We start from the raw sequence: 20,879 nt of genomic DNA, 5'->3' as shown, positions 1-20,879 counted from the left end.
CAGGGTACACGGCAAGCTTTTAGCTCAAATATTGATGAGCAAAGCTTGGTGACTCATGGTCACTCACTAAAAGTTTGCCATGTCTCAAAAGCATGTGTGCGATACAGTTTTAACTCGGAAAATTGAGGAATAATCGCCTCACTCTGTGTGGGTCTTAAAAACACAAAATCATCGACCTGAATATCACAATTCTTCGGTACATTGACCAGCTCCTGATTACTGCTGCGCCCATATAAGGCATGGGTATGACACTGATTAGGATAAACATAATCAGCCAGCCAGTAGCCGCCATAAATAAACAGCGCCTTGCATTTATGCGGCAATTTATCCAGTAACGACATCGAAGGCAGTTGGGTAAATGGCAATACCTTAAGCACAGGTGCAGCGATCCATAATGCAGGTTGCAATGCCTGTAAAAAATCACTATCAAAATCACTTGGTTTTAACAACATTGAACCAAAAGACAAGTCATTGCAGACACTTGCAGTGGTATGCAAGCTAAAGGTTGGACTGCCACCGCCATTAAAACACAACGCCTCATTCCACAAGGTTGGGAACTGTTTTTTAATCAGCTGCTGATAATGCGCATAAGTCTGTTGGGAGCTATGATAAGCCAGTTCAGGTTTTTTAATGATGGCAGGGATTTTGGTGACATGCGCATCATAGCCCATCAAGCCAGAAAGTTTTAAATACTGTGGATTTCGCTCAATCAGCTTTAAGATTTCGATCAGTTGTTGGGTCGACTGAACTCCGCCACGATGTAAACCGACATCAATCTCGATATTCAGCTTTAGACAGCGCGAATAGGTCTGGGCAATCTCAAGATATTGCTGCACACGTTGCTGGGTGTCCACCAGCCACTGAATATTGGCATTCGACCATGCTGCATGTTGTTGAAAAAAATGGCGTACCGCTTGAGCCGGCATCGGTTTGCCCAACAAAATATCGGCTTCGGCAAAATTTTCTAATATCGAAATAATATGCGGTTGATGAAATACCATAAAACGCTGGGTGTTGATCTGGGCAGATAACAACTTGAGTAAATCCAGACTGGCTAATGACTTCACCACCAGGCGTGCTTTTAAATGTTTGGCGTGAGCAAGGCGAATCTGAACATGCTGGATATTTTGTTTTAACGCGGCTTCATCGACAATCAGTTGTGGAGTCGCAATCCCCTGTTTTTTCAGGTCCAGATTGAGTTGTTTAAAATAATGATCCAACATGGCTATACCTTTTTTATTTAATCGTGATTCTATAAAACCATCCGATATGAGGGAATGTTATCTACAACCTGAGCAAGCCAAAGCGACTAAAGCTTTGGCAAAGCGCAAGAAAAATACATCTTACGAGGCTTGAAACGCTGCTTAGGGCGAAACCAAAGTAAGGCAAGCCGCAGGCTTATCTTAAAATAGATAAAAACTCGGTAAGACTCCGTAAAGTTAATTATTTTTCAATAAATTCAATAAACATTTAAGTCCAACCCAAGTTAGAACTAACCTAAAAACAGCTTTTCCAGATAAGGATTTAAAAACTTAGCTTCTGGGTCCAGCTGCTGACGCAACGCCATAAAATCATCCCACTTTGGATATAAAGTCCGTAATTGAGTCGTTTTCAGGGTATGCATTTTCCCCCAATGCGGACGACCCCGATATTTCTGCAAAATCGGCTCAACTACCTCAAAAATTAACTTCGGATCTTGTTTGTGATATTGATGCACTGAAATTGAAATGGAATCTTGCTGATAAAACGGACTGAGCCAGATATCATCCCCCTTCACAAAGCGAAATTCGAGTGGAAAAAAGGTGGCCACTTTATACTTTCTTAAGGCATGCAGTATTTCATCCAGACATTCAACTCCACGATCTACAGGAATCTGATATTCCATTTCATTGAACTTGGTATTACGCGGTGTCGGAAAGATTTTACTCGACCAATCCACATAGGTGGTCGGTTTAACAAAAATACCTAATAACTTCTGTAAATACGGATTCAGTGCAGGAAAGCTTCTGGTTAACTCGGAACAAAGGGTCAGCAGCGTATCGTCAGACGGGAAATTTTCCTTACGCGGCAAAACCGCTTCATCGGTCTCATCCAAGGTTTTCAGCATCAACTGCTTTTCATGGGAAAACACAAAGCACTCGATATGTCGATGCTGCTGCTTCCATTGCTGAATATGCTGCATCATGTCTTCTACTGGACACAATTGAATATGCTCTTTCAGTTTATAACGCGGCCGATTTTGCATGGTGATCTGAGTCAGGATACCCAAACTCCCCAAAGACACCCGTCCTGCGGCAAAGATTTCAGGATGCTCTGTTCGACTGCATTGCAGGATTTCACCAGAAGCCGTCAATAGCTCAAAAGCTTCAACATAGGCCGAAATACAATGTAAATCTGCACCTGTGCCATGTGTCCCTGTAGAAACCGCACCTGCCAGACTTTGCTGATCAATATCGCCCTGATTCATCAAGGCCTGATTAATCGAGTGCTGCTGTAAGTGCTGATCTAGATCATATAAACGGGTCCCTGCATAAATACTGCTCTGGCATCGGTCAAGATCCGTCGATGCAATGCCTGCAATATGATCCAGAGACAACAAGGTGGCATCGGTACACACCAACGGCGTAAAAGAATGTCCTGCACCGACTACCCGTATTTTTTGCTGTGATTTAACAATCGACTGTAACTCTTGCACATTGGCTGGTTGTAAAATCTGTTGCGGCATAGACTTTTGGAAACCTGACCAGTTCGTCCAGATGCCTTGTTTTAGATTACTCATACTGCCTCTCCTTGGCTAACGGCAGTTTTTACATTGCCATGATTGCTGCGTTTTGCGAGTTCCTGCACTGGAATCGGTTGTGGTCTTGTCATTTCATCGTAATGACGTTTGTTTTTTTCTAATCCTAATTGTTCTGCTAATGCTCTGAATTTGCTCTGACAGGCAGCCAGTGTCCATTGACCAAATAAGGTGTGTCCCCCTTCATAGGCTTGCACCTGGTATTCTTCATAGGTGGTGACATAGCCCATATAATCATTGCAGTAGGATGCTAACCAGACGCTTTCAATTGAAGCCTGTGCGGCAAGCGTCTGTTTAACCGTATCAACCACACGCTGTCCTGCGATAGTGGTAAATTCTCCTGGACAGCAAATCAAAGCCAATTGACCTAATCGCACGATCTGTAATGGAACTACACTGGGAACTAAAGGGCTGTGCTGAATCGCTCCTGCTTTCACTTGTCGATTCATTTCTGCAATCAACGGATCAAGAATACCGGGCGGAAAACCAATCGGTTGACCTAAAATCTTTTTGGCACCCGCTTCCAGTACAATCTGTTTCGGCCCTTGAGAGGCATACAGTTGCTGATACACTACAAAATCAGCTGCATTGGAATGCCTGGTTTTCTGTTTGCGAAATTGATCGGCTAAAAACTGCATCCCCATAATTAAGGGTTTGGGTGCGCCTAAACCATCGACAGGTGTGCCTGCAAAAAATGCGGTGCCATGACAAGGCTGACTGGTCTTGGCATACTTTTGCCCCGCTGCGAACTCATCTGGAATTTCAATATTACTCAGATCGACATAGGACAAAACAGCATCGATCTTGCCTTCAACTTTTTGCAAATTTTTAGGGATATTCTGCTGTAAGCCATTCAGAGCCAATTCACTTTGATAACGACCATTTTGTTGCGCGTACTGATATTCCTGCTCGCCTTTGATCTTATTGCGAATCTTGAGTTGGTCTTTGCCATGAAAATGCGGTGATACATCCCCTGCAGTTGCCTGAGCAAAAATCGTCACTGGATTTTGAATCCCTTGCTCAGTTAAAGCCTGCTCGGAAAATGCGGCTGCATAACCTTTATTATCGCCATCATAGGCGTTTAAGGCATTCCCCAAACAGGTTGCATGTACCCCGAATAAGGAAATAAAGGACTGTAGTTTTTGTTCCCGATAGAAACCAATCAGTTGCATTTCACGATTCAAAGCTAAATGCGTTTCAGCTTCGGTACATGGCTGAACTTCAGGATTATGATTATAAGCTTTGATCGAACGATTCCACGCCACAGGCGTCTGTTCTGGAAAATGCTGAGTCGCTAAAAAAATCTCGGTATCTTGTTCAGATGCAATTGCATTTTGAATACTCTGTACAATCGCCTCTACTATTGCGTTTAAATGTTCAGGTACAAAACCAGGGGTCGGCATATTGTATAAAGCTTCATAGCCACAACCGCCAGGACCAGAATGGGTATGGGTTGCCATGAGGACCAATTGATTTTCATCAAATTGCGAATCTAGAATTTGTGTAAGTTGCGCTACAGTTTGGCTGCGTATGGCATGGGTAATACAACCTACGTCCAGACAGCAGATCAACAGTCGGTTGTGCTGCTGATCGACAATACTGACACTTCTGGCAAATAAAGCTGTACGCTGCTCATAGGCCCGATGTGACCATTGCCCATAACCAAACATGGCATAGCCTTTCGCTGTGATTTTGATTTTCTGCTTGTCCCAACCCACCTGATACATTACGACTTCCTTTCGATTCTTTTTCTAACTGTCTTAAAGCATGTTGAAAGTTAATCAAAATTATGCGATACCCAACAGGGTTAAAGACACTTTTCTTTGGGGGGCTAAACGGACTTATGTCTATACACAGCAGCGATAAAAATGAGCAACAACAGTTTATTCTACCCACCATTCTGGCGAGCCTGATTCATTATGCAGAGCAACAGCAGTGGGATTATGCCGCATGGTTTCAAGATTCAGGTTTGGACATTGCACAAATACGGCAAACCCAAGGGGTGGTTCGTTTTACCCAACTCTGTGATGTTATTCGGCAAGCCATAACCACCTATCAGCAACCCGACCTCGGTTTAAAACTTGGCAGTAGTGAAGGTCTAATTTCGATGGGAATTTTGGGCTTTGCCATGCAATCGTGTAAAACCGTGGCAGATGCTTTGGACATTGCGCTGCGCTACCATCGGATTTCTGGCAGCGTCTTGAATATCAACTTTTCCATCCATGCTGATCTGTGTGAGCTGGAAGTCACTGAACCCTATCCCTGCAATGCACTCAAAGCCTTTTTCTATGATGAATTATTTAGCAGTATCATTACCTGTTTAAATGCAATGCTGGGTGATCATGAGGATGTGATCAGCCTTGAACTCAGCTATTTCCCAAGCGACTATCAACAACAATATCACGATCTGTTTGGCTGCCCGATCCAGTTTAACCGTGATAAAAATATCATGCGTTTTAGTCACCGCCTGTTGCAACGCAGCTTAAAAAATTACAGCCCCGCTAACTATGCAACTGCCATCCAGATCTGTGAACAAGCCCTAAAAGAAATCGACCGACTCAATCAGGTTGGCTATGTGCATTTACTTGATCATTTGATTGAACAGCATTTACCTGAGCGTTTTGAGATGCAACACGCTGCTGAACATTTACGGATCAGCGAACGCCATTTAAGACGGCAATTATTAGCAGAGGGCTTGAGTTTTCAACAAATCCGGCAGAATGTACTGGAACGCAAGGCCAAGCAACTGATTGAACAGAACCTGTCGATGAGTGAGATTAGCCTGCAACTGGGTTTTAGCGAATTACGTGAATTCCGACGTGCCTTTAAACGCTGGACCGGACAAGCGCCTTCGATCTATAAACAAGAGGCTCATTTTTAATTAAATAACACTTTGAAAATTTTGGATTAATTGTTGCTATCTACCATTTTATATAGAACTTTTCTCAGGAATCACTGGTGCTACAGGTCATCCACAACCTGCGTGAGATTAATCAAATGCCATTTCTGCGATTAATTTAAAAAGATGATGGAAGTAAACAGGTTTTGTGGATGACAATGGTTTTGGTTACTTTTGCCGAAACAAAAGTAACTCCAGCTGAAGGCTTATCCAAAAATAAGATGAGATCTCTGTAAGATTCCACCGAAGCAAAAAATCAAAACTAAATTTTAACTTGCCGCTTGATAAAATGGTACATCACCTTTAATCGTGGCACGATGCATAATTCGATGCGCATCACCATAATCAAATAAGGCCTTATGCTGCGTACAACGATTATCCCAAATCGCTACATCCCCTGCCTGCCACTGCCAACGCAAATGGAACTGCTCATTGGTGGCATGCGCAAATAAATACTGTAGCAATTCAGCGCTTTCAGTTTCATCCAGCTCATTGATACGGGTAGTAAAACCTTCACTCACAAACAAAATCGGTTGACCCGTGACCGGATGCGTTCTCACCACAGGATGAACCACAGGAGGATTACGCTTAAAGGTTTCTTCCAGTTTTCGACGTTCAACATCATTATGCGCGAAACGCTCAATCGGGAAAGACTGACGGATGTCATGGGTTGCGGTTAAACCTTTTAACTTTTGCTGCAAGTCTTGATCCAAGGCAGCAAATGCCGCCGCGCCACTCGACCACAGGGTATCACCGCCTACAGGTGGAATCTTGATGGCTTGCAATACACAGCCCAATGGCGGTTTCTGGCTAAAAGTCACATCAGTGTGCCAGAGTTCATTGTCACGCAAGTCCTGTTTCCAGCTATCGAGCACAATGATTTCAGGGACATTGTCTACCGATGGATAGATCGGATGAATATGCAAAGAACCAAAACCACGCGCCAATTCAGCTTGTGCCTGAGGGGCAAGCTGCTGATTGCGGAAGAAGATCACATGATGATCCAGCAAAGCCTGTTGAATTTGTTGTGTAGTATTTTCATCAGCCGTGTTTAAATCAACATCGTGAATAATGGCACCGATTGTTGGTTTAATAACTTCAATATTTAACGTCATCTTCTACTACTCACACTTATAACTGTTGGCCATACCAAGGAGATAATTGCTTCTGTAACCAACGCAAAAACAATTCAAAACTTACTGCGACAATCGCAATGACAATAATGCCGAGAACCACGGTATCGGTAATCAGGAATTGTGCCGCCGACTGCACCATAAAACCAATGCCCCGATCTGCTGCAACTAATTCCGAAGCCACCAAGGTTGACCAGCCTACACCCAAACCAATACGGACACCCGTTAAAATATGCGGTAATGCCGTCGGCAGAATCACATGCCAGAATACCTGCGACTGGCTTGCTCCCAAAGATAAAGCTGCACGCTCACGATTGAGCTGATGGCTCAATACGCCATGGGTACTGCTGATAATCACAGGTGCAAGAATCGAAAAGAAAATCAAAAGCACTTTGGTGGTTTCACCAATCCCGAACCAGATCACCAAGAGTGGCAAATAAGCCAAAGGTGGAATCGGACGCAATAACTCAACCAATGGATCAAGCACGGCACGCACCCATTTATTCAGTCCCATCCATAAACCTAAAGGTACCCCAATCGCAATCGCGGCAACCAAGGCCAATAAGACCCGAGAAATACTCGCAGCCAGATGCTGCCATAAGGTGGCTTTCATAAAGCCTTGCTGGCTGACTTCAAGAAACTTCTGCCATACCGCTTGTGGACTTGGTAAAAACAGGCTTGGGACAATTTTTAATGCCGTAATCAGATACCAGATCACCAATACACTCAGTACACTGGAAAGACTGAGTACCAAACTGCGATGACGAGCAACAAAAGCTCCTATTGAATTCAAGATTGAATCCGGCTGTGCATTGTTGGTCGCTTGCAGTTGTTCTGCCTTGCTCAGCTCATAAGTGGTGTTTTTTGCTTGACCGGTCATACAGCCACCTCATGTCCTGCCTGTTTCTGTACGCGTAAGCGTTCAAACAGTTGCTCACGTAACTGGATAAATTGTGAATCCGACTTAATCGCACGGATTGATTCACCTTGCTTATAACGCTCTGCAAAATCCAGTTTTAAAGTCTCGATGATTTTTCCAGGACGCGCCGTCATCAACACCAGCTGATTGCTCAGCAAAAGCGCTTCCTCAATGTCATGTGTGATCAGGAAGAACGATTTATTTTGTTCAATCCATAAATCCAGTACCAACTGCTGCATGGTTTCACGGGTAAAGGCATCCAGCGCAGCAAAAGGCTCATCCAGCAAAATGAATGCCGCATGGCTGATCAAGGCACGTGCAATACCGACGCGTTGTTTCATGCCCCCTGACAATTCCCAGATATTGGCTTGAGCCACGTGACTTAAACCCACAATTTTCAGGATTGCATCGACTTGCTGTTGAATTTCTTGCGCTTTCAAGCCTTTGAGCTGTAAAGCAAAACCGATATTTTCAGAGACATTTAACCAAGGTAACAGCGCATGATCCTGAAACACCACCGCACGACGTGCATCGGGTGCAGTCACCACTTCATGATCCAGTGTAATCTGGCCTGAACTTGGCTGTTGAAAGCCCGCCAAGATATTCAGCAATGTTGTTTTACCACAGCCAGACTCACCCAAAACCACAGTCAAGGTGCCTTCCTCAATCTTAAGATTGATATCTTGAAGAACAGGCACGGTCTGTTTGGGAAAGGTTAAATGAAGATGCTCGGCAGCTAATACGCTCATTTCGATCTCCTATGGCTGTAAGAATTGGGTGGTGACATTCGCTTGATAATCAGGTTTGACTTGATCCACCTTACCTTGGCTTTTTAGGAATGTTGCGGTATCAAAAATATTTTTGGCAAACTCACCCGCTAAAGTCGCGTGTTGTTGCTGGCCATTCAGATAAATATTGCCAGATAACAGTAAAGGAATATCTTTCACATCAGAGCCTGTCAGCTGAGCAATTTTCTGAATATTATCGGCATTTTGTTCAAATGCTTTCGGATCTTGCTGATACGCTTCAACTTGTTTTAAGCTGGTTTGCACAAAGGCTTTTAAGAATTCTGGATTTTTTTCAGCAAAATCTTTACGTACCACCCATAAATCATAAGTTGGTGCACCCCACTCGCCGACCTGTTTCGAATCGGTCAAGACATGCCCACTAGCTTTGACTTTGCTTAATGCAGGTTCCCAGACATAAGTGGCATCAATATCACCACGCTCCCAAGCAGCCGTGATTTCAGGTGGACGCAAGTTAATAATCTTGACCTGATTATCGGCAATATTCCAATACTTGAGTGCTGACAATAAGCTGTAATGTGTGGTTGAAACGAATGGCACGGCAATGGTTTTGCCAATCAGGTCTTGCGGGTTCTTGATACCGGATTTGTTACTCACCACCAATGCTTCCGAACCACCTAATTTCGCCGTCACCAGAAAGACCTCAATCGGTAAATCACGGCTTGCTGCAGCGGCCAGCGGGCTGGAACCGATATTGCCGATCACCACATCACCCGAAGCCAATGCATTGACCACATCTGAACCTGCATCAAACTTACGCCATTGAATGGCTTGCTTACTGTCACGTTCATAATCACCATTGGCCTGTGCAACCTTGGTTGGATCAACACCCGTCTGATAGGCAATCACCACTGCCTTGTTGTTTTTAGACTGAATAGGCGCAGCATCTTTTTGATTTTGATAGACAATAAAAGCAACAATCGCCACAAGGACGATCGCTGTAACAATTAGCGGCTTGGTGTTCTTGATGCCCATAATTAGATGATCTTTCAACAATATAGGCTTATGGTATGCGGCATGCCTTATGATTAAAAATAAGAAAAAGTGAGTTACTTATTCCTTTATGAGATAAGAATAAGTCTTAGACAATTTATGCTGTTTTTATCATCAATAGCGATATTTTTCAGTGCTCTTGCATTTAATTTTCCAAACTCCCCTTTTTAAATATTTATGATGTAACTTAATGGAAAAGTAAAATATTTATTCCTGATAATTTCATCTTTAAATCTAATAAATATATTTATTAAAAAAACCATTTTAAATCATATTCTGAATAAGTTAATAAATACCCATTATTTATCAAAAATAGATATATAAATAAATTTTGATTATTTTCCTGAATATAAAAACAGTCCTAAGATAAAAACATCATCCCGCTGATGTATATAAAGGTTATAACAATGAATGCTCAATTTGATTCTGCTCAAGCTGCAGAATCCAACTTCACTTCAGACGGTTCTTCAAACGACCCACAAGATATCCTGCAACGCGCACAACAATATGCAGAAGACAATGAACTTGATTTTACCGGCAGTATTCCGCCTGCTGAAGCATGGTTTCTGGTTCAACAAGGTCATGCCATCTTAGTGGATGTCCGCACCAATGAAGAACGTAAATTTGTCGGTTATGTGCCTGAAAGTGTCCATGTCGCGTGGGCAACCGGTACCTCATTCAACCGAAATCCACGTTTCCTGAAAGAACTGGATAGCAAGGTCGGCAAAGACAAAACCATTCTCTTACTCTGCCGTAGTGGTAAACGCTCGGCTTTGGCCGCGACTGCGGCCTTTAGTGCCGGATTTGCCCAAGTCTATAACGTGCTAGAAGGCTTCGAAGGCGATCTGAACGAACAGCAACAACGAAATCAAAGCAATGGCTGGCGTATTCATCAATTACCTTGGCTACAAGATTGATATGACCTTTGAAGCTTGATGTTTTTTAACCCCTCATTTTGCAAGGAACTCTCGTGAGCCAATGGAAAATACAGCCGGTGGTCGAAGGCTTACAACAAGCACGACACGAATGGCGGGAGCGGCAACACCGTATCAAGGAATTTGGTGGACGCGAACTTCCCTCCAAAGAGGCGCTTAAATCAATACTGGATGATCTGTGCGGCATTCTATTTCCAATGCGGCTTGGACCCAGTGAGCTGCGTCAGGAAACAGAAGATTATTATATTGCCTATACGCTTGACCGGGTTTTGAATGCCCTGTTTGCACAGGTCAAACTGGCTTTAAATTATGAAGCCAAAAGTCGAGTCAAACCGGTTCCCATTTCGAATAATGACAGGCTGCTATATGAACAGCAGGTGGCTTTGGCACAGACCATCGTGCAGGACTTTGCCAACACCCTGCCGGACATCCGTCGTCTACTGGATGCCGATGTCTGTGCAGCCTATGAAGGCGATCCCGCAGCACATAGCGTCGATGAAGTACTGCTCTGCTATCCAGGGATTTTAGCGATTATTCATCATCGTGTCGCCCATCAGCTCTATCACAGTGTACCGCTGCTCTCACGGATTATTTCTGAACTGGCCCATTCAGCCACCGGGATTGATATTCATCCTGGAGCGCAAATTGGGAAAGGCTTCTTTATCGATCATGGTACCGGCGTGGTGATTGGTGAAACCTCGGTGATTGGTGAATATGTCCGCATCTATCAGGCGGTCACGCTCGGCGCAAAACGCTTCGAAGTCAATGAAGATGGCGCACTGAAAAAAGATTATGCCCGTCATCCGGTTGTTGAAGACCACGTGGTGATTTATGCGGGTGCAACCATTTTAGGCTGCATCACCATTGGTAAAGGCTCCATTATTGGCGGCAATGTCTGGCTCATCCATAGCGTTGCAGCAGGTAGCCAGATTTTACAATCCCCCAGCGAGTCCTTGCATAACAGTAAAGTTTAATTAAATGAAGTAGATCGTTATTTAAATTAAAACATCTCTATTCGTATTTTATATTTATTTTTTATAAATATATTCTTATGAGGCATAGAATAATTCAGCATTATTTATCTCATATTAATATTTTTAAAAATAATAAATCAGCTCTAGTCTAACTCAATAAATGATTAAACCACATTGTAATAAAACCAACCCTTTTTATTAACAAAGCCAAAAAACAACAGGAAAATTGATTCATGGCAAAAACCAACGACAAAGCCCAACTTGCACTTGGCGATCATGCAGCCAGACAGCTTGCCAACGCCACCAAGACCGTTCCACAACTTTCGACCATTACCCCGCGCTGGCTCACACATTTATTACAATGGATTCCTGTTGAAGCAGGTATTTATCGTGTTAACCGTGTCAGCAATACCGATGACATCCAAGTGGCATGTACGCAACGTGATGAAGCTACATTGCCGCAAACCTTTGTTGATTATGATGCGCAACCGCGTGAATATTTCTTAAATGGTGTGTCTACCGTTTTGGATATCCATACTCGTGTTGCCGATCTTTACAGCAGCCCGCACGATCAAATCAAAGAACAATTGCGCTTAACCATTGAAACCATTAAAGAACGCCAAGAAAGCGAGCTGATCAATAATCCCGAATATGGTTTATTGGCCAGCGTTACAGATGAACAGCGTATCTCAACTTTAAATGGCCCGCCAACACCAGATGATTTTGATGATTTACTGCGTAAAGTCTGGAAAGAGCCTGGTTTCTTTCTGGCACATCCAGATGCGATTGCTGCATTCGGCCGTGAATGTACCCGTCGTGGCGTGCCACCGCCAACCGTCAGTTTATTCGGTTCTCAGTTCATTACCTGGCGTGGTGTGCCACTGATTCCATCCAACAAGATTCCAGTGGAAGATGGTAAAACCAAAATCCTGCTCCTCCGTGTAGGTGAAAAACGTCAAGGTGTGGTGGGCTTGTTCCAACCGGGCTTGGCAGGCGAGCAGTCCCCTGGTCTTTCCGTACGCTTTATGGGTATCAACCGCAATGCAATTGCGTCTTATCTGATCTCACTGTATTGCTCATTGGCAGTATTGACTGAGGATGCGTTGGCTGTACTCGAAGATGTGGAGGTGGACAAATATCATGACTACCCAGTTAACTACAAGTAAGCTTTCATCTACAGCTGCTGGGCAAGGTCATCCGACGGGTTCTGAAGTGGCCGGTGTTCAACCACCGTCCAACTTCCCGGATGAAGCAACACTTTCAAGGCTTGCCACTGAATTTTTTGCTGCATTGCCAAGCTCTGGCAGTGGCCATCCTTCTGGTTTGAATCTGGACCTGCCCAATATCGGTACTCCACCCCATCAACCCCAACCTGCTGAATCTTTAGCAGCATTAAGTGGTCGTGCGCCCCATATTGCCTATGAAAAAAGTTTGAATCCTGAATATCCTGAGCATATTCCAAACTATCCCGATTATCCTGAACGTCGTGCCATTGCCTCTGCGCCCGTGGTCGGTGGGGCAAATTTACCTCGCCCACCGATTGAACCAAATTTTCCACAGGCCATTCATAGCGCACCGAATGTGCCTTTGGTTGAACCGTCTCGTCCATCAACAAGCGAGGCATCGCCGTTTTATTTTTTAAATGATTTTGCAGCACCCAGCTCATCTAGCTCTGACTTTGATGCTGCCAGTTTTGCGACTGCACAATCATTTCAATTGCCGCATGGCAATGCGCTAAAAAGTTTGTTGCAACAAGATTCTCAAGCTTCAACTCAAGCACAAAATAATGCCTCATCAGGTTTCTACTTTCTTGATTTGCCACAAAGCAACACAGGTTATGGCAATTATCAACCTTCGCAACCGCAGTTTGTTGCCAATGCAGCGCAACCTTTGGATATTCAAGCGATCCGTCGTGACTTTCCCATTCTGCAAGAACGCGTCAATGGTCGACCTCTGGTCTGGTTTGATAATGCAGCGACCACGCAGAAACCACAAAGCGTGATTGATCGTATAGCTTATTTTTATCAGCACGAAAATTCCAATATTCATCGTGCTGCACATGAACTGGCAGCACGTGCAACTGATGCCTATGAACATGCGCGTAATGTGGTGGCCCGTTTTATTGGAGCAAAATCATCCAAAGAGATCATTTTTGTTCGTGGCACCACTGAAGGGATTAACCTGATTGCCAAGACCTGGGGAGAGCAGAATATTGCTGAAGGTGATGAGATCATCGTGTCGCATCTTGAGCATCATGCCAACATCGTACCGTGGTTCCAGCTCAGCAAAAAAATCGGTGCCAAACTCCGTGTCATTCCAGTGGATGATACCGGTCAAATCATTCTGGAAGAACTGCCAAAACTGATTAATGAACGGACTAAACTGATCTCGATTACCCAGGTGTCCAACGCCTTAGGGACGGTCACTCCTGTCGCCGAGGTGATCAAAATCGCGCATGCCAAAGGTGTACGGGTCTTGGTTGATGGGGCTCAATCTGTTTCGCATATGCCAACCGATGTTCAGGCGATTGACGCTGACTTCTTTGTATTCTCAGGGCATAAAGTGTTTGGACCGACAGGCATTGGTGCAGTCTATGCCAAGCCTGAAATTCTGGAAACCATGCCAGTGTGGGAAGGTGGCGGCAATATGATTCAGGATGTGAGCTTTGAACAAGTGGTTTATCAACCGGCTCCAAACAAGTTTGAAGCAGGCACGGGTAATATTGCCGATGCCGTGGGTTTAGGTGCTGCGCTGGAATATGTGGAACGCCTCGGCATTCATAATATTGCCCGTTATGAACATGACTTACTGGAATATGGTCAACATGCATTAAGCAGCGTTGCAGGTTTGAGACCGATTGGCACGGCGAAAAACAAAGCCAGTGTCATGTCCTTTACCCTTGCAGGTTATTCAACCGAGCAAGTGGGTAAGGCACTGAATCAACATGGCATTGCAGTACGTTCAGGACACCATTGTGCTCAGCCGATCTTGCGTCGTTTTGGAGTGGAACAGACGGTGCGCCCATCTTTGGCGTTTTACAACACCACGGAAGAAATTGATTTGCTGGTGTCTGTATTACATCAACTGAGCAGAAACAAACGAAGTACTTAAACGCACTCCAATAAAAAAGACTGCCTCAGTGCAGTCTTTTTTCTATTCAGGCAAAGGCAACGCTCCAGATCAATCGTATTGCCACTGCACTCAAGATAACGCCCATAACTCGCTCGAAATACACGCCAAACTCTAAAAAGCGTTTCCGTACAACAGGCTGAGCAAACATAATGCTGACCAAAATAAACCATACGGCATTGACTAGACACATCCAGACGCCATAACCAATTTGAACCTTTAACGGCGTTGCGGGATTCACAATGGTAGTAAAAATCGCCAAAAAGAAAACGGTCGCTTTGGGGTTCAGTGCATTGGTCAAAAAGCCCATATTAAAGGCTTGAATTAAGCTCGGTTTACCCATCGCCTCACCAGCCAAAATATCCAGATTGGCATTCGGTTGACTGCGTAAACATTGCCAGCCCAAATAAATCAAATAAGCCGCCCCAGCTATGCGCAATACCGACATTAACCAGACACTTTGCTGGATCAGCACACCCACACCCACCAAGGTGTAAAACACATGCACCGAAATGCCGACACCAATGCCGATTGCAGTGATACAGCCAATTAGATAACCATATCGCACACTTTGTCGTACTGTAATAATAAAATCAGGACCCGGTAAAACGACTGCCATAAAATGGATCAATGCCAAGGCCAGAAACTCATGTCCATACAACTGCCACATTTGATTTATCTCCATCATGACTACAGGAAAAAGATTGTATTGCGATTTTTAAAGCGCGATAATCCAATCAAAATCCAAATAACTTTTGCTTCATGAGCACAAATCAAAGTCTGGTTCTGTTAAATGAAATGGCAACTTTTGTCAAAGTTGTCGAAACGGAAAGCTTTTCTGAAACGGCACGACAGCTCGGTTCTACCCCTTCTGCCGTGAGCCGCGCCATTGCCCGTTTAGAACGGGCCTTAGGTACACGTTTATTGCATCGCACCACACGTAAACTGCGCTTAAGTGAAAGTGGTCAACAGGTGTATGAACGCTGTGTCGACATGGTCAATGCGGCACAAGCGGTAATGGAAAGCTCGGGACAGTTTCATATTGAACCACAAGGCGTAATTCGGATCAGTGTGCCCAAAGCCGTTGGGCATTTTATGCTGCACCCACATTTGCCCGAATTCCTGGCACTGTATCCAAAAATTGATATTCAGTTGTTGTTGGAAGACCGTTACATTGACTTGATTGATGATGGTGTCGATCTGGCGATTCGTATTACCGAACAGCCGCCAGGTGGCTTGATGGGACGAAAACTGATTGATATTGATCATTTAATTTGTGCCACGCCTGAATATCTGCAGCAACATGGCATCCCGCAACATCCACATGATTTAAAGCAGCATCAATGTATTTATTTGGGTGAACAGCCCAATGATTCGAAGTGGAAATTCCAGCAGGAACAGAAATCGATTACGGTGCCAGTCCGTGGTCGTTATGCGGCCAATCATACCGGCGTGCGTCTCAGTGCCGCTTTACAGCATCTAGGCATTGCCAGTTTGCCTTACTTCGTGGCACGCCATGCCTTAGAACAAGGGAGTTTGGTTCAGGTTTTACCTGATTGGCATTTTAAGACCCATTACAGTGGTGGTGCATGGTTGCTCTATCCACCTACCCGTCATGTTCCACCTAAATTGAGTGTGTTCATTCAATATCTGGCGGAAAAATTAGCCGCAGAACCAGTCTTATTTCCGCAAAATACGCCAAGCTAAAACGATCACTTTCATTTATAAATCTAGTGACAATAGCAAACCAAATGAAAATCAATGTATCTTAAGATCTTGATTTTCATTTATATCTCAATAGAAATCATCCATTCATAAAACGATAAAAAGCATCTTTATTTTCATCCTGCGCAATAGACAATGCACAAAAACAGATATTTTTTGCTGCATAAGTTATTTTTCTTCATTTTGCATAATCGCTAATCTAACAACCAAGTTGTTATAACAAGTTTAAGTTCAATGAACCAACCGATTGTGAATAAAGTAAGTGGCGAACGCCCATTGTATGATCAAGTCTATCAGGCCCTGCTTCAGCAGATCGTCGAGGGGAGCTATCAGATTCATCAGCAATTGCCATCTGAAAAAGAACTGAGTGAATTATTTAATGTCAGTCGTATCACCATTCGTCAGGCACTCAATCAACTTCAGCTCGAACACCTGGTTTACAAGATTCAAGGCAAAGGTACTTTCGTCAGCGCACCGAAAACCTTCCAAAACATTTCCCAGTTACAAGGCTTTGCAGAAGCCATGACCAATATGGGACATGAGGTGTTTAACGTAGTCAAAGAATTTCGCTTTATTCCCGCCACACCGCAAATTGCATCGAAATTAAAAGTTTCAGTGAACAGTACCGTGGTGGAAATCAAACGTATTCGCCTGCTTAACCGTAAACCGGTTTCATTTGAACTGACCTATTTACCCGAAGCGATTGGTTTAGCTTTGCAACAGATCAACCTTTCTACCCGCGATGTGTTTTTAGCAATCGAAGAGGATTTATCCATTGCCCTGGGACATGCCGATTTAAACATTGATGCCACCCTGGCTGATGAAGAACTCAGTGAACTGCTACAGGTCGATATCAACGCACCGCTGTTAAGAGTGGAGCGACTGACTCACGATCATGCTGGACATCCAATTGACTTCGAATATCTCTACTTCTCGGGAGAGACCTTCCAATACCGTTTAAGAGTCGATCGAAAAAGAAATACCTAACATCAGCAACCGTGTGAATTAAAACGCACTCAAAAAGGCACAACATGAATACGATTACACTGGACTATGACATTGTCGTCATCGGTGGGGGAACGGCTGGCCCAATGGCAGCCATCAAAGCCAAAACAGCCAACCCCAACCTGAAAGTTTTACTGATTGAAAAAGCCAATGTGAAACGCAGTGGCGCAATTTCAATGGGCATGGACGGCCTGAATAATGCCGTCATTCCAGGTTATGCCACACCTGAGCAATACACCAAGGAAATTACCATTGCCAATGATGGCATTGTCAATCAAGCCACCGTCTATGCCTATGCCAAGCATAGTTTCACCACCATTCAGCAACTGGATCAGTGGGGGGTGAAATTTGAAAAAGACCAAACCGGTGAATACGCGGTTAAAAAAGTCCATCACATGGGTGCTTATGTGCTGCCTATGCCTGAAGGCCACGACATTAAAAAAGTCCTGTATCGCCAGCTGAAACGTGCTCAGGTCAAGATCAATAACCGCATTGTCACCACCCGTCTGCTGAAAAATGCCGAAGGTGCCATCAATGGTGTACTCGGTTTTGACTGCCGTACGGGTGATTTCTATGTGATCAAGACCAAGGCTGCGATTTTGTGTTGTGGGGCTGCCGGACGTTTGGGCCTACCTGCATCTGGCTATCTGATGGGCACCTATGAAAACCCGACCAACGCCGGTGATGGCTATGCCATGGCTTACCATGCAGGGGCTGAACTGTCCAATCTGGAATGCTTCCAGATTAATCCACTGATTAAAGATTATAACGGCCCTGCCTGTGCCTATGTGACAGGTCCATTGGGTGGTTATACCGCCAACAGCAAAGGCGAACGTTTTATTGAATGTGACTACTGGTCAGGCCAAATGATGTGGGAATTTTATCAAGAACTGCAAAGTGGCAATGGTCCAGTGTTCCTGAAAATGGATCATTTGGCCGAAGAAACCATTCAAACCATTGAAGAAATTCTGCATAGCAATGAACGCCCAAGTCGTGGCCGTTTCCATGAAGGCCGTGGCACCGATTACCGACAAGATATGGTGGAAATGCAGATTTCAGAAATTGGTTTCTGTAGTGGTCACAGTGCTTCTGGGGTGTGGGTCAATGAAAAAGCCGAAACCTCCGTCAAAGGCCTGTATAGCGCGGGCGATATGGCAGCCGTTCCGCATAACTACATGCTCGGTGCCTTTACCTATGGCTGGTTTGCTGGGGGCAATGCCGCTGAATATGTCGTAGCACAAGCCGATTCAGAATTGAATACCAATGAAATAGAAGCTGAAAAAGCCCGTATTTTTGCACCCTTACACCGTCCAGAAGGGCTGTCATCAGAACAAGTGGAATACAAGTTGCGTCGTATGGTCAATGACTACTTACAGCCACCGAAAACCCGACAAAAAATTGAAATTGCACTGAAACGCTTTGAAGAAATCAAAACCGATATTGCCCAGATCAATGCCAGCCATCCACATGAATTGATGCGTGTTGCTGAAGTCGCGGTGATTCGTGACTGTGCTGAAATGGCCGCGCGTGCTTCGCTATTCCGTGAAGAAAGCCGTTGGGGACTCTATCACTACCGTGCAGATTGCCCTGAAAAAAATGATCAGGATTGGTTCTGTCATGCCCACCTGAAAAAAGATCTGCACGGCAATATGGTCAGCTTTAAAAAAGCAGTTGAGCCCTATCTGATCCCGATTGAACAAGATGAAGCCAACTCCTACAACCTGCTACGTATCAATAAAAAATTAGTCGCTGAAACAGTCGAATAAGGAACATCACATGGCTTTTATTTTTAAAGAAATTGCCCACCGCACTGCTGCACCTGTATTGGTGGATGAAGATAAATGTATTGCCGACAAAGGCTGCACCGTCTGCGTTGATGTTTGCCCAATGGACTTATTGGCGATTCATCCAGAAAGTAACAAAGCCTATATGCAGTTTGATGAATGCTGGTATTGCATGCCATGCGAGAAAGACTGCCCGACCGATGCCATTCAGGTCAACATTCCATATTTACTTAAATGAGGGGAACTACATGAGACTTAACCACTTGGCCCAAAGCCTGATTCTGAGCAGTAGTTTACTGCTGATCTTTAGCCCGGCACATGCAGAAAATATCCGCATCGCCATTGGTACCCAAGATACCACCATTAACTGTGCTACTGGCGGCTTGCTGATTCGCGAATTAAATCTACTGCCTAAATATTTGCCAAAAACAGGTAAATACAAAGATGCCAAATACGATATTGTCTGGAAAAACTTTAGCTCTGGCGCGCCATTAACCAGTGAAATGGTGGCTGGTCGTCTGGATATCGGCGCCATGGCAGACTTCCCCGCGGTGAATAACAGTGTCGCCTTTAAAAAGACAGGCAAAGAAAGTATTTTCCTGAGTGTGCTCTCTGGCAGCACCACGGGAAGTGGTAACGGCATTGTAGTTCCTGTGGATTCGGAAATCACTTCGATTCAGGAACTCAAAGGCAAAACCATTTCGGTCCCTTTTGCTTCAACCGCACATGGTCTATTACTTCGTGCCGTTGCTGCACAAGGTTGGGACCCGAAAAAGGATGTTAAAATTATTGCCCAAGCGCCTGAAGTGGCAGGCCCAGCCCTGAAAAGTAACAAGATTGATGCCCATGCCGACTTTGTTCCTTTTGCCGAATTATTTCCCTACCAAGGTTTTGCCCGCAAAATTTACGACGGCGCACAGGCCAAGACCCCAACCTTTCATGGTTCTTTAGCCAGCAAATCCTATGCCCAGCAATATCCGGAAATTATTCAGGCCTATTTACGCGCGACCATTGAAGCCGATCAACTGATCCGTAAACAACCGGAAAAATATAGTGAACTGATTGCAGCTAAAACCGGCATCCCTGCCGAAGTGGTGTATTTATTTCATGGACCTCTCGGTGTACAAACTCGTGACCTGAGCTGGAAACCTGAATATAAACGCGCTACGCAAACCGCAGTCGACACCTTGAAATATCTGGGACGTGATGATGTTGATATTAATGTCAATCAATTCATTGATGATCAATACATTAAAAAAGCCTTTCAAAGTGCGGGCTTGAATTACGCGCAACAACTCAAAAATTACGCTCAATCGCCTCTCGTTGCCAAAGATGCCCTGACGCAAAAACCGATTCAAAGTTTTGATCGCGTTACACAAATTTGGGTCAAAGGCGAAGCCCAAGTGCGTAGTTATGCTACACCTGAAACGGCCTTTACAGATTTAAATAAATTAAAGCAGAGCGGTAAAAACATCCGTGTGGTGTACAACCAAGACCGTAATTTAAAAATCAAATTACTGGCGAATCTGGCATGGTATGCCACCGATAAAAACGGTCAGATCAGTGCCTTCTTACTGCGTGGAGATGCCAACAATTGGGCCAAAGCACATGGCGGCAAAGTCTATGACTTTAATAATGCTCAAAAGTTGGTGAAGTGATCAAATCCCTCCCAACCTCCCTTTAGAAAGGGAGGAGCCTCACGAATCTTAGTCAGTCTTTAGACTCGTGAAAAGTCCCCCTTTTAAAGGGGGATTTAGGGGGATTTTAAGATTCAGGAGAA

General features: G+C 44.4%; 18 protein-coding genes. 10 read left to right on the top strand and 8 right to left on the bottom strand.

From position 1 onward, the window contains the following. Positions 1 to 59: 59 nt before the first annotated feature. The 3 genes from J699_RS11095 to J699_RS11105 form a co-directional block, all read right to left on the bottom strand. Positions 60 to 1,223 (bottom strand): alanine racemase, encoded by a 1,164-nt coding sequence (locus J699_RS11095; RefSeq protein ID WP_032867542.1) that lies wholly within the window; start codon positions 1,221 to 1,223, stop codon positions 60 to 62. A gap of 269 nt (positions 1,224 to 1,492) precedes the next feature. Next, complete coding sequence (locus J699_RS11100) at positions 1,493 to 2,779, bottom strand: D-arabinono-1,4-lactone oxidase (protein ID WP_032867544.1); 1,287 nt, start codon at positions 2,777 to 2,779, stop codon at positions 1,493 to 1,495. Then, positions 2,776 to 4,524: a neutral/alkaline non-lysosomal ceramidase N-terminal domain-containing protein gene (locus J699_RS11105; RefSeq protein ID WP_032867547.1), complete on the bottom strand. Its 1,749-nt coding sequence runs from the start codon at positions 4,522 to 4,524 to the stop codon at positions 2,776 to 2,778. The genes J699_RS11100 and J699_RS11105 overlap by 4 nt, the downstream gene beginning before the upstream one ends. A 62-nt stretch (positions 4,525 to 4,586) precedes the next feature. Here J699_RS11105 and J699_RS11110 point away from each other — a divergent pair, with 62 nt between their 5' ends. Next, positions 4,587 to 5,678, top strand: a complete 1,092-nt coding sequence (locus J699_RS11110; protein WP_032867549.1) for an AraC family transcriptional regulator — start codon at positions 4,587 to 4,589, stop codon at positions 5,676 to 5,678. 287 nt (positions 5,679 to 5,965) lie between these two features. On the opposite strand, the gene tauD is transcribed toward J699_RS11110, so the two are convergent. From tauD to tauA, 4 genes are read right to left on the bottom strand one after another with little or no spacing between them, the layout of a single operon-like run. Then, positions 5,966 to 6,811 carry a taurine dioxygenase gene (gene tauD / locus J699_RS11115; RefSeq protein WP_032867550.1) on the bottom strand — a complete coding sequence of 282 codons (846 nt, stop codon included), beginning with the start codon at positions 6,809 to 6,811 and terminating at the stop codon, positions 5,966 to 5,968. A gap of 16 nt (positions 6,812 to 6,827) precedes the next feature. Further along, complete coding sequence (gene tauC, locus J699_RS11120; RefSeq protein ID WP_032867553.1) at positions 6,828 to 7,709, bottom strand: taurine ABC transporter permease TauC; 882 nt, start codon at positions 7,707 to 7,709, stop codon at positions 6,828 to 6,830. After that, complete coding sequence (locus tag J699_RS11125) at positions 7,706 to 8,497, bottom strand: taurine ABC transporter ATP-binding protein (protein ID WP_032867556.1); 792 nt, start codon at positions 8,495 to 8,497, stop codon at positions 7,706 to 7,708. The genes tauC and J699_RS11125 overlap by 4 nt, the downstream gene beginning before the upstream one ends. Positions 8,498 to 8,506: 9 nt before the next feature. Beyond that, entirely contained in the window at positions 8,507 to 9,547 is a 1,041-nt protein-coding gene (tauA, locus tag J699_RS11130) for a taurine ABC transporter substrate-binding protein (RefSeq protein ID WP_171070833.1), read from the bottom strand. Positions 9,548 to 9,954: 407 nt separating this feature from the next. Between tauA and J699_RS11135 the strand changes: the two genes are divergently transcribed. The 4 genes from J699_RS11135 (at position 9,955) to J699_RS11150 (ending at position 14,567) form a co-directional block, all read left to right on the top strand. Next, positions 9,955 to 10,464 (top strand): rhodanese-like domain-containing protein, encoded by a 510-nt coding sequence (locus J699_RS11135; protein ID WP_009514629.1) that lies wholly within the window; start codon positions 9,955 to 9,957, stop codon positions 10,462 to 10,464. Between the two features lie 35 nt (positions 10,465 to 10,499). Then, positions 10,500 to 11,456: a serine O-acetyltransferase EpsC gene (epsC, locus tag J699_RS11140; protein ID WP_104021889.1), complete on the top strand. Its 957-nt coding sequence runs from the start codon at positions 10,500 to 10,502 to the stop codon at positions 11,454 to 11,456. A 233-nt stretch (positions 11,457 to 11,689) separates the two neighbouring features. After that, positions 11,690 to 12,622, top strand: a complete 933-nt coding sequence (locus J699_RS11145; RefSeq protein ID WP_032867563.1) for a family 2A encapsulin nanocompartment shell protein — start codon at positions 11,690 to 11,692, stop codon at positions 12,620 to 12,622. Next, positions 12,597 to 14,567, top strand: coding sequence for a family 2A encapsulin nanocompartment cargo protein cysteine desulfurase (locus tag J699_RS11150; protein ID WP_032867565.1), 1,971 nt, complete (start codon positions 12,597 to 12,599; stop codon positions 14,565 to 14,567). The genes J699_RS11145 and J699_RS11150 overlap by 26 nt, the downstream gene beginning before the upstream one ends. 46 nt (positions 14,568 to 14,613) lie before the next feature. Here J699_RS11150 and J699_RS11155 read toward each other — a convergent pair whose 3' ends face one another. Beyond that, positions 14,614 to 15,255, bottom strand: coding sequence for a LysE family translocator (locus tag J699_RS11155; RefSeq protein ID WP_032867567.1), 642 nt, complete (start codon positions 15,253 to 15,255; stop codon positions 14,614 to 14,616). Between the two features lie 92 nt (positions 15,256 to 15,347). Between J699_RS11155 and J699_RS11160 the strand changes: the two genes are divergently transcribed. The 5 genes from J699_RS11160 (at position 15,348) to J699_RS11180 (ending at position 20,757) form a co-directional block, all read left to right on the top strand. Continuing rightward, entirely contained in the window at positions 15,348 to 16,292 is a 945-nt protein-coding gene (locus J699_RS11160) for a LysR family transcriptional regulator (RefSeq protein WP_032867570.1), read from the top strand. Positions 16,293 to 16,544: 252 nt separating this feature from the next. Then, positions 16,545 to 17,297 carry a GntR family transcriptional regulator gene (locus J699_RS11165; protein ID WP_032867572.1) on the top strand — a complete coding sequence of 251 codons (753 nt, stop codon included), beginning with the start codon at positions 16,545 to 16,547 and terminating at the stop codon, positions 17,295 to 17,297. A 44-nt stretch (positions 17,298 to 17,341) separates the two neighbouring features. Continuing rightward, on the top strand, positions 17,342 to 19,081 hold the full coding sequence (locus tag J699_RS11170; protein WP_032882797.1) for a fumarate reductase/succinate dehydrogenase flavoprotein subunit: 1,740 nt from the start codon (positions 17,342 to 17,344) through the stop codon (positions 19,079 to 19,081). A 10-nt stretch (positions 19,082 to 19,091) separates the two neighbouring features. Next, complete coding sequence (locus J699_RS11175) at positions 19,092 to 19,337, top strand: 4Fe-4S dicluster domain-containing protein (protein ID WP_005229296.1); 246 nt, start codon at positions 19,092 to 19,094, stop codon at positions 19,335 to 19,337. A 10-nt stretch (positions 19,338 to 19,347) separates the two neighbouring features. Beyond that, positions 19,348 to 20,757 (top strand): ABC transporter substrate-binding protein, encoded by a 1,410-nt coding sequence (locus J699_RS11180; RefSeq protein WP_032867575.1) that lies wholly within the window; start codon positions 19,348 to 19,350, stop codon positions 20,755 to 20,757. Positions 20,758 to 20,879 lie beyond the last annotated feature (122 nt).

The organism is Acinetobacter sp. 1000160 (assembly GCF_000588715.1).
GTDB lineage: Bacteria > Pseudomonadota > Gammaproteobacteria > Pseudomonadales > Moraxellaceae > Acinetobacter > Acinetobacter courvalinii.
This window is presented reverse-complemented; position numbering and strand designations above follow the sequence as displayed.

Bases quoted from the DNA above. Each gene is read 5' to 3' on its own strand.
- J699_RS11095 (WP_032867542.1), bottom strand. From the start codon at position 1,223: ATGTTGGATCATTATTTTAAACAACTCAATCTGGACCTGAAAAAACAG.
- J699_RS11100 (WP_032867544.1), bottom strand. From the start codon at position 2,779: ATGAGTAATCTAAAACAAGGCATCTGGACGAACTGGTCAGGTTTCCAA.
- J699_RS11105 (WP_032867547.1), bottom strand. From the start codon at position 4,524: ATGTATCAGGTGGGTTGGGACAAGCAGAAAATCAAAATCACAGCGAAA.
- J699_RS11110 (WP_032867549.1), top strand. From the start codon at position 4,587: ATGCGATACCCAACAGGGTTAAAGACACTTTTCTTTGGGGGGCTAAAC.
- tauD (WP_032867550.1), bottom strand. From the start codon at position 6,811: ATGACGTTAAATATTGAAGTTATTAAACCAACAATCGGTGCCATTATT.
- tauC (WP_032867553.1), bottom strand. From the start codon at position 7,709: ATGACCGGTCAAGCAAAAAACACCACTTATGAGCTGAGCAAGGCAGAA.
- J699_RS11125 (WP_032867556.1), bottom strand. From the start codon at position 8,497: ATGAGCGTATTAGCTGCCGAGCATCTTCATTTAACCTTTCCCAAACAG.
- J699_RS11135 (WP_009514629.1), top strand. From the start codon at position 9,955: ATGAATGCTCAATTTGATTCTGCTCAAGCTGCAGAATCCAACTTCACT.
- J699_RS11145 (WP_032867563.1), top strand. From the start codon at position 11,690: ATGGCAAAAACCAACGACAAAGCCCAACTTGCACTTGGCGATCATGCA.
- J699_RS11150 (WP_032867565.1), top strand. From the start codon at position 12,597: ATGACTACCCAGTTAACTACAAGTAAGCTTTCATCTACAGCTGCTGGG.
- J699_RS11155 (WP_032867567.1), bottom strand. From the start codon at position 15,255: ATGTGGCAGTTGTATGGACATGAGTTTCTGGCCTTGGCATTGATCCAT.
- J699_RS11160 (WP_032867570.1), top strand. From the start codon at position 15,348: ATGAGCACAAATCAAAGTCTGGTTCTGTTAAATGAAATGGCAACTTTT.
- J699_RS11165 (WP_032867572.1), top strand. From the start codon at position 16,545: ATGAACCAACCGATTGTGAATAAAGTAAGTGGCGAACGCCCATTGTAT.
- J699_RS11170 (WP_032882797.1), top strand. From the start codon at position 17,342: ATGAATACGATTACACTGGACTATGACATTGTCGTCATCGGTGGGGGA.
- J699_RS11175 (WP_005229296.1), top strand. From the start codon at position 19,092: ATGGCTTTTATTTTTAAAGAAATTGCCCACCGCACTGCTGCACCTGTA.
- J699_RS11180 (WP_032867575.1), top strand. From the start codon at position 19,348: ATGAGACTTAACCACTTGGCCCAAAGCCTGATTCTGAGCAGTAGTTTA.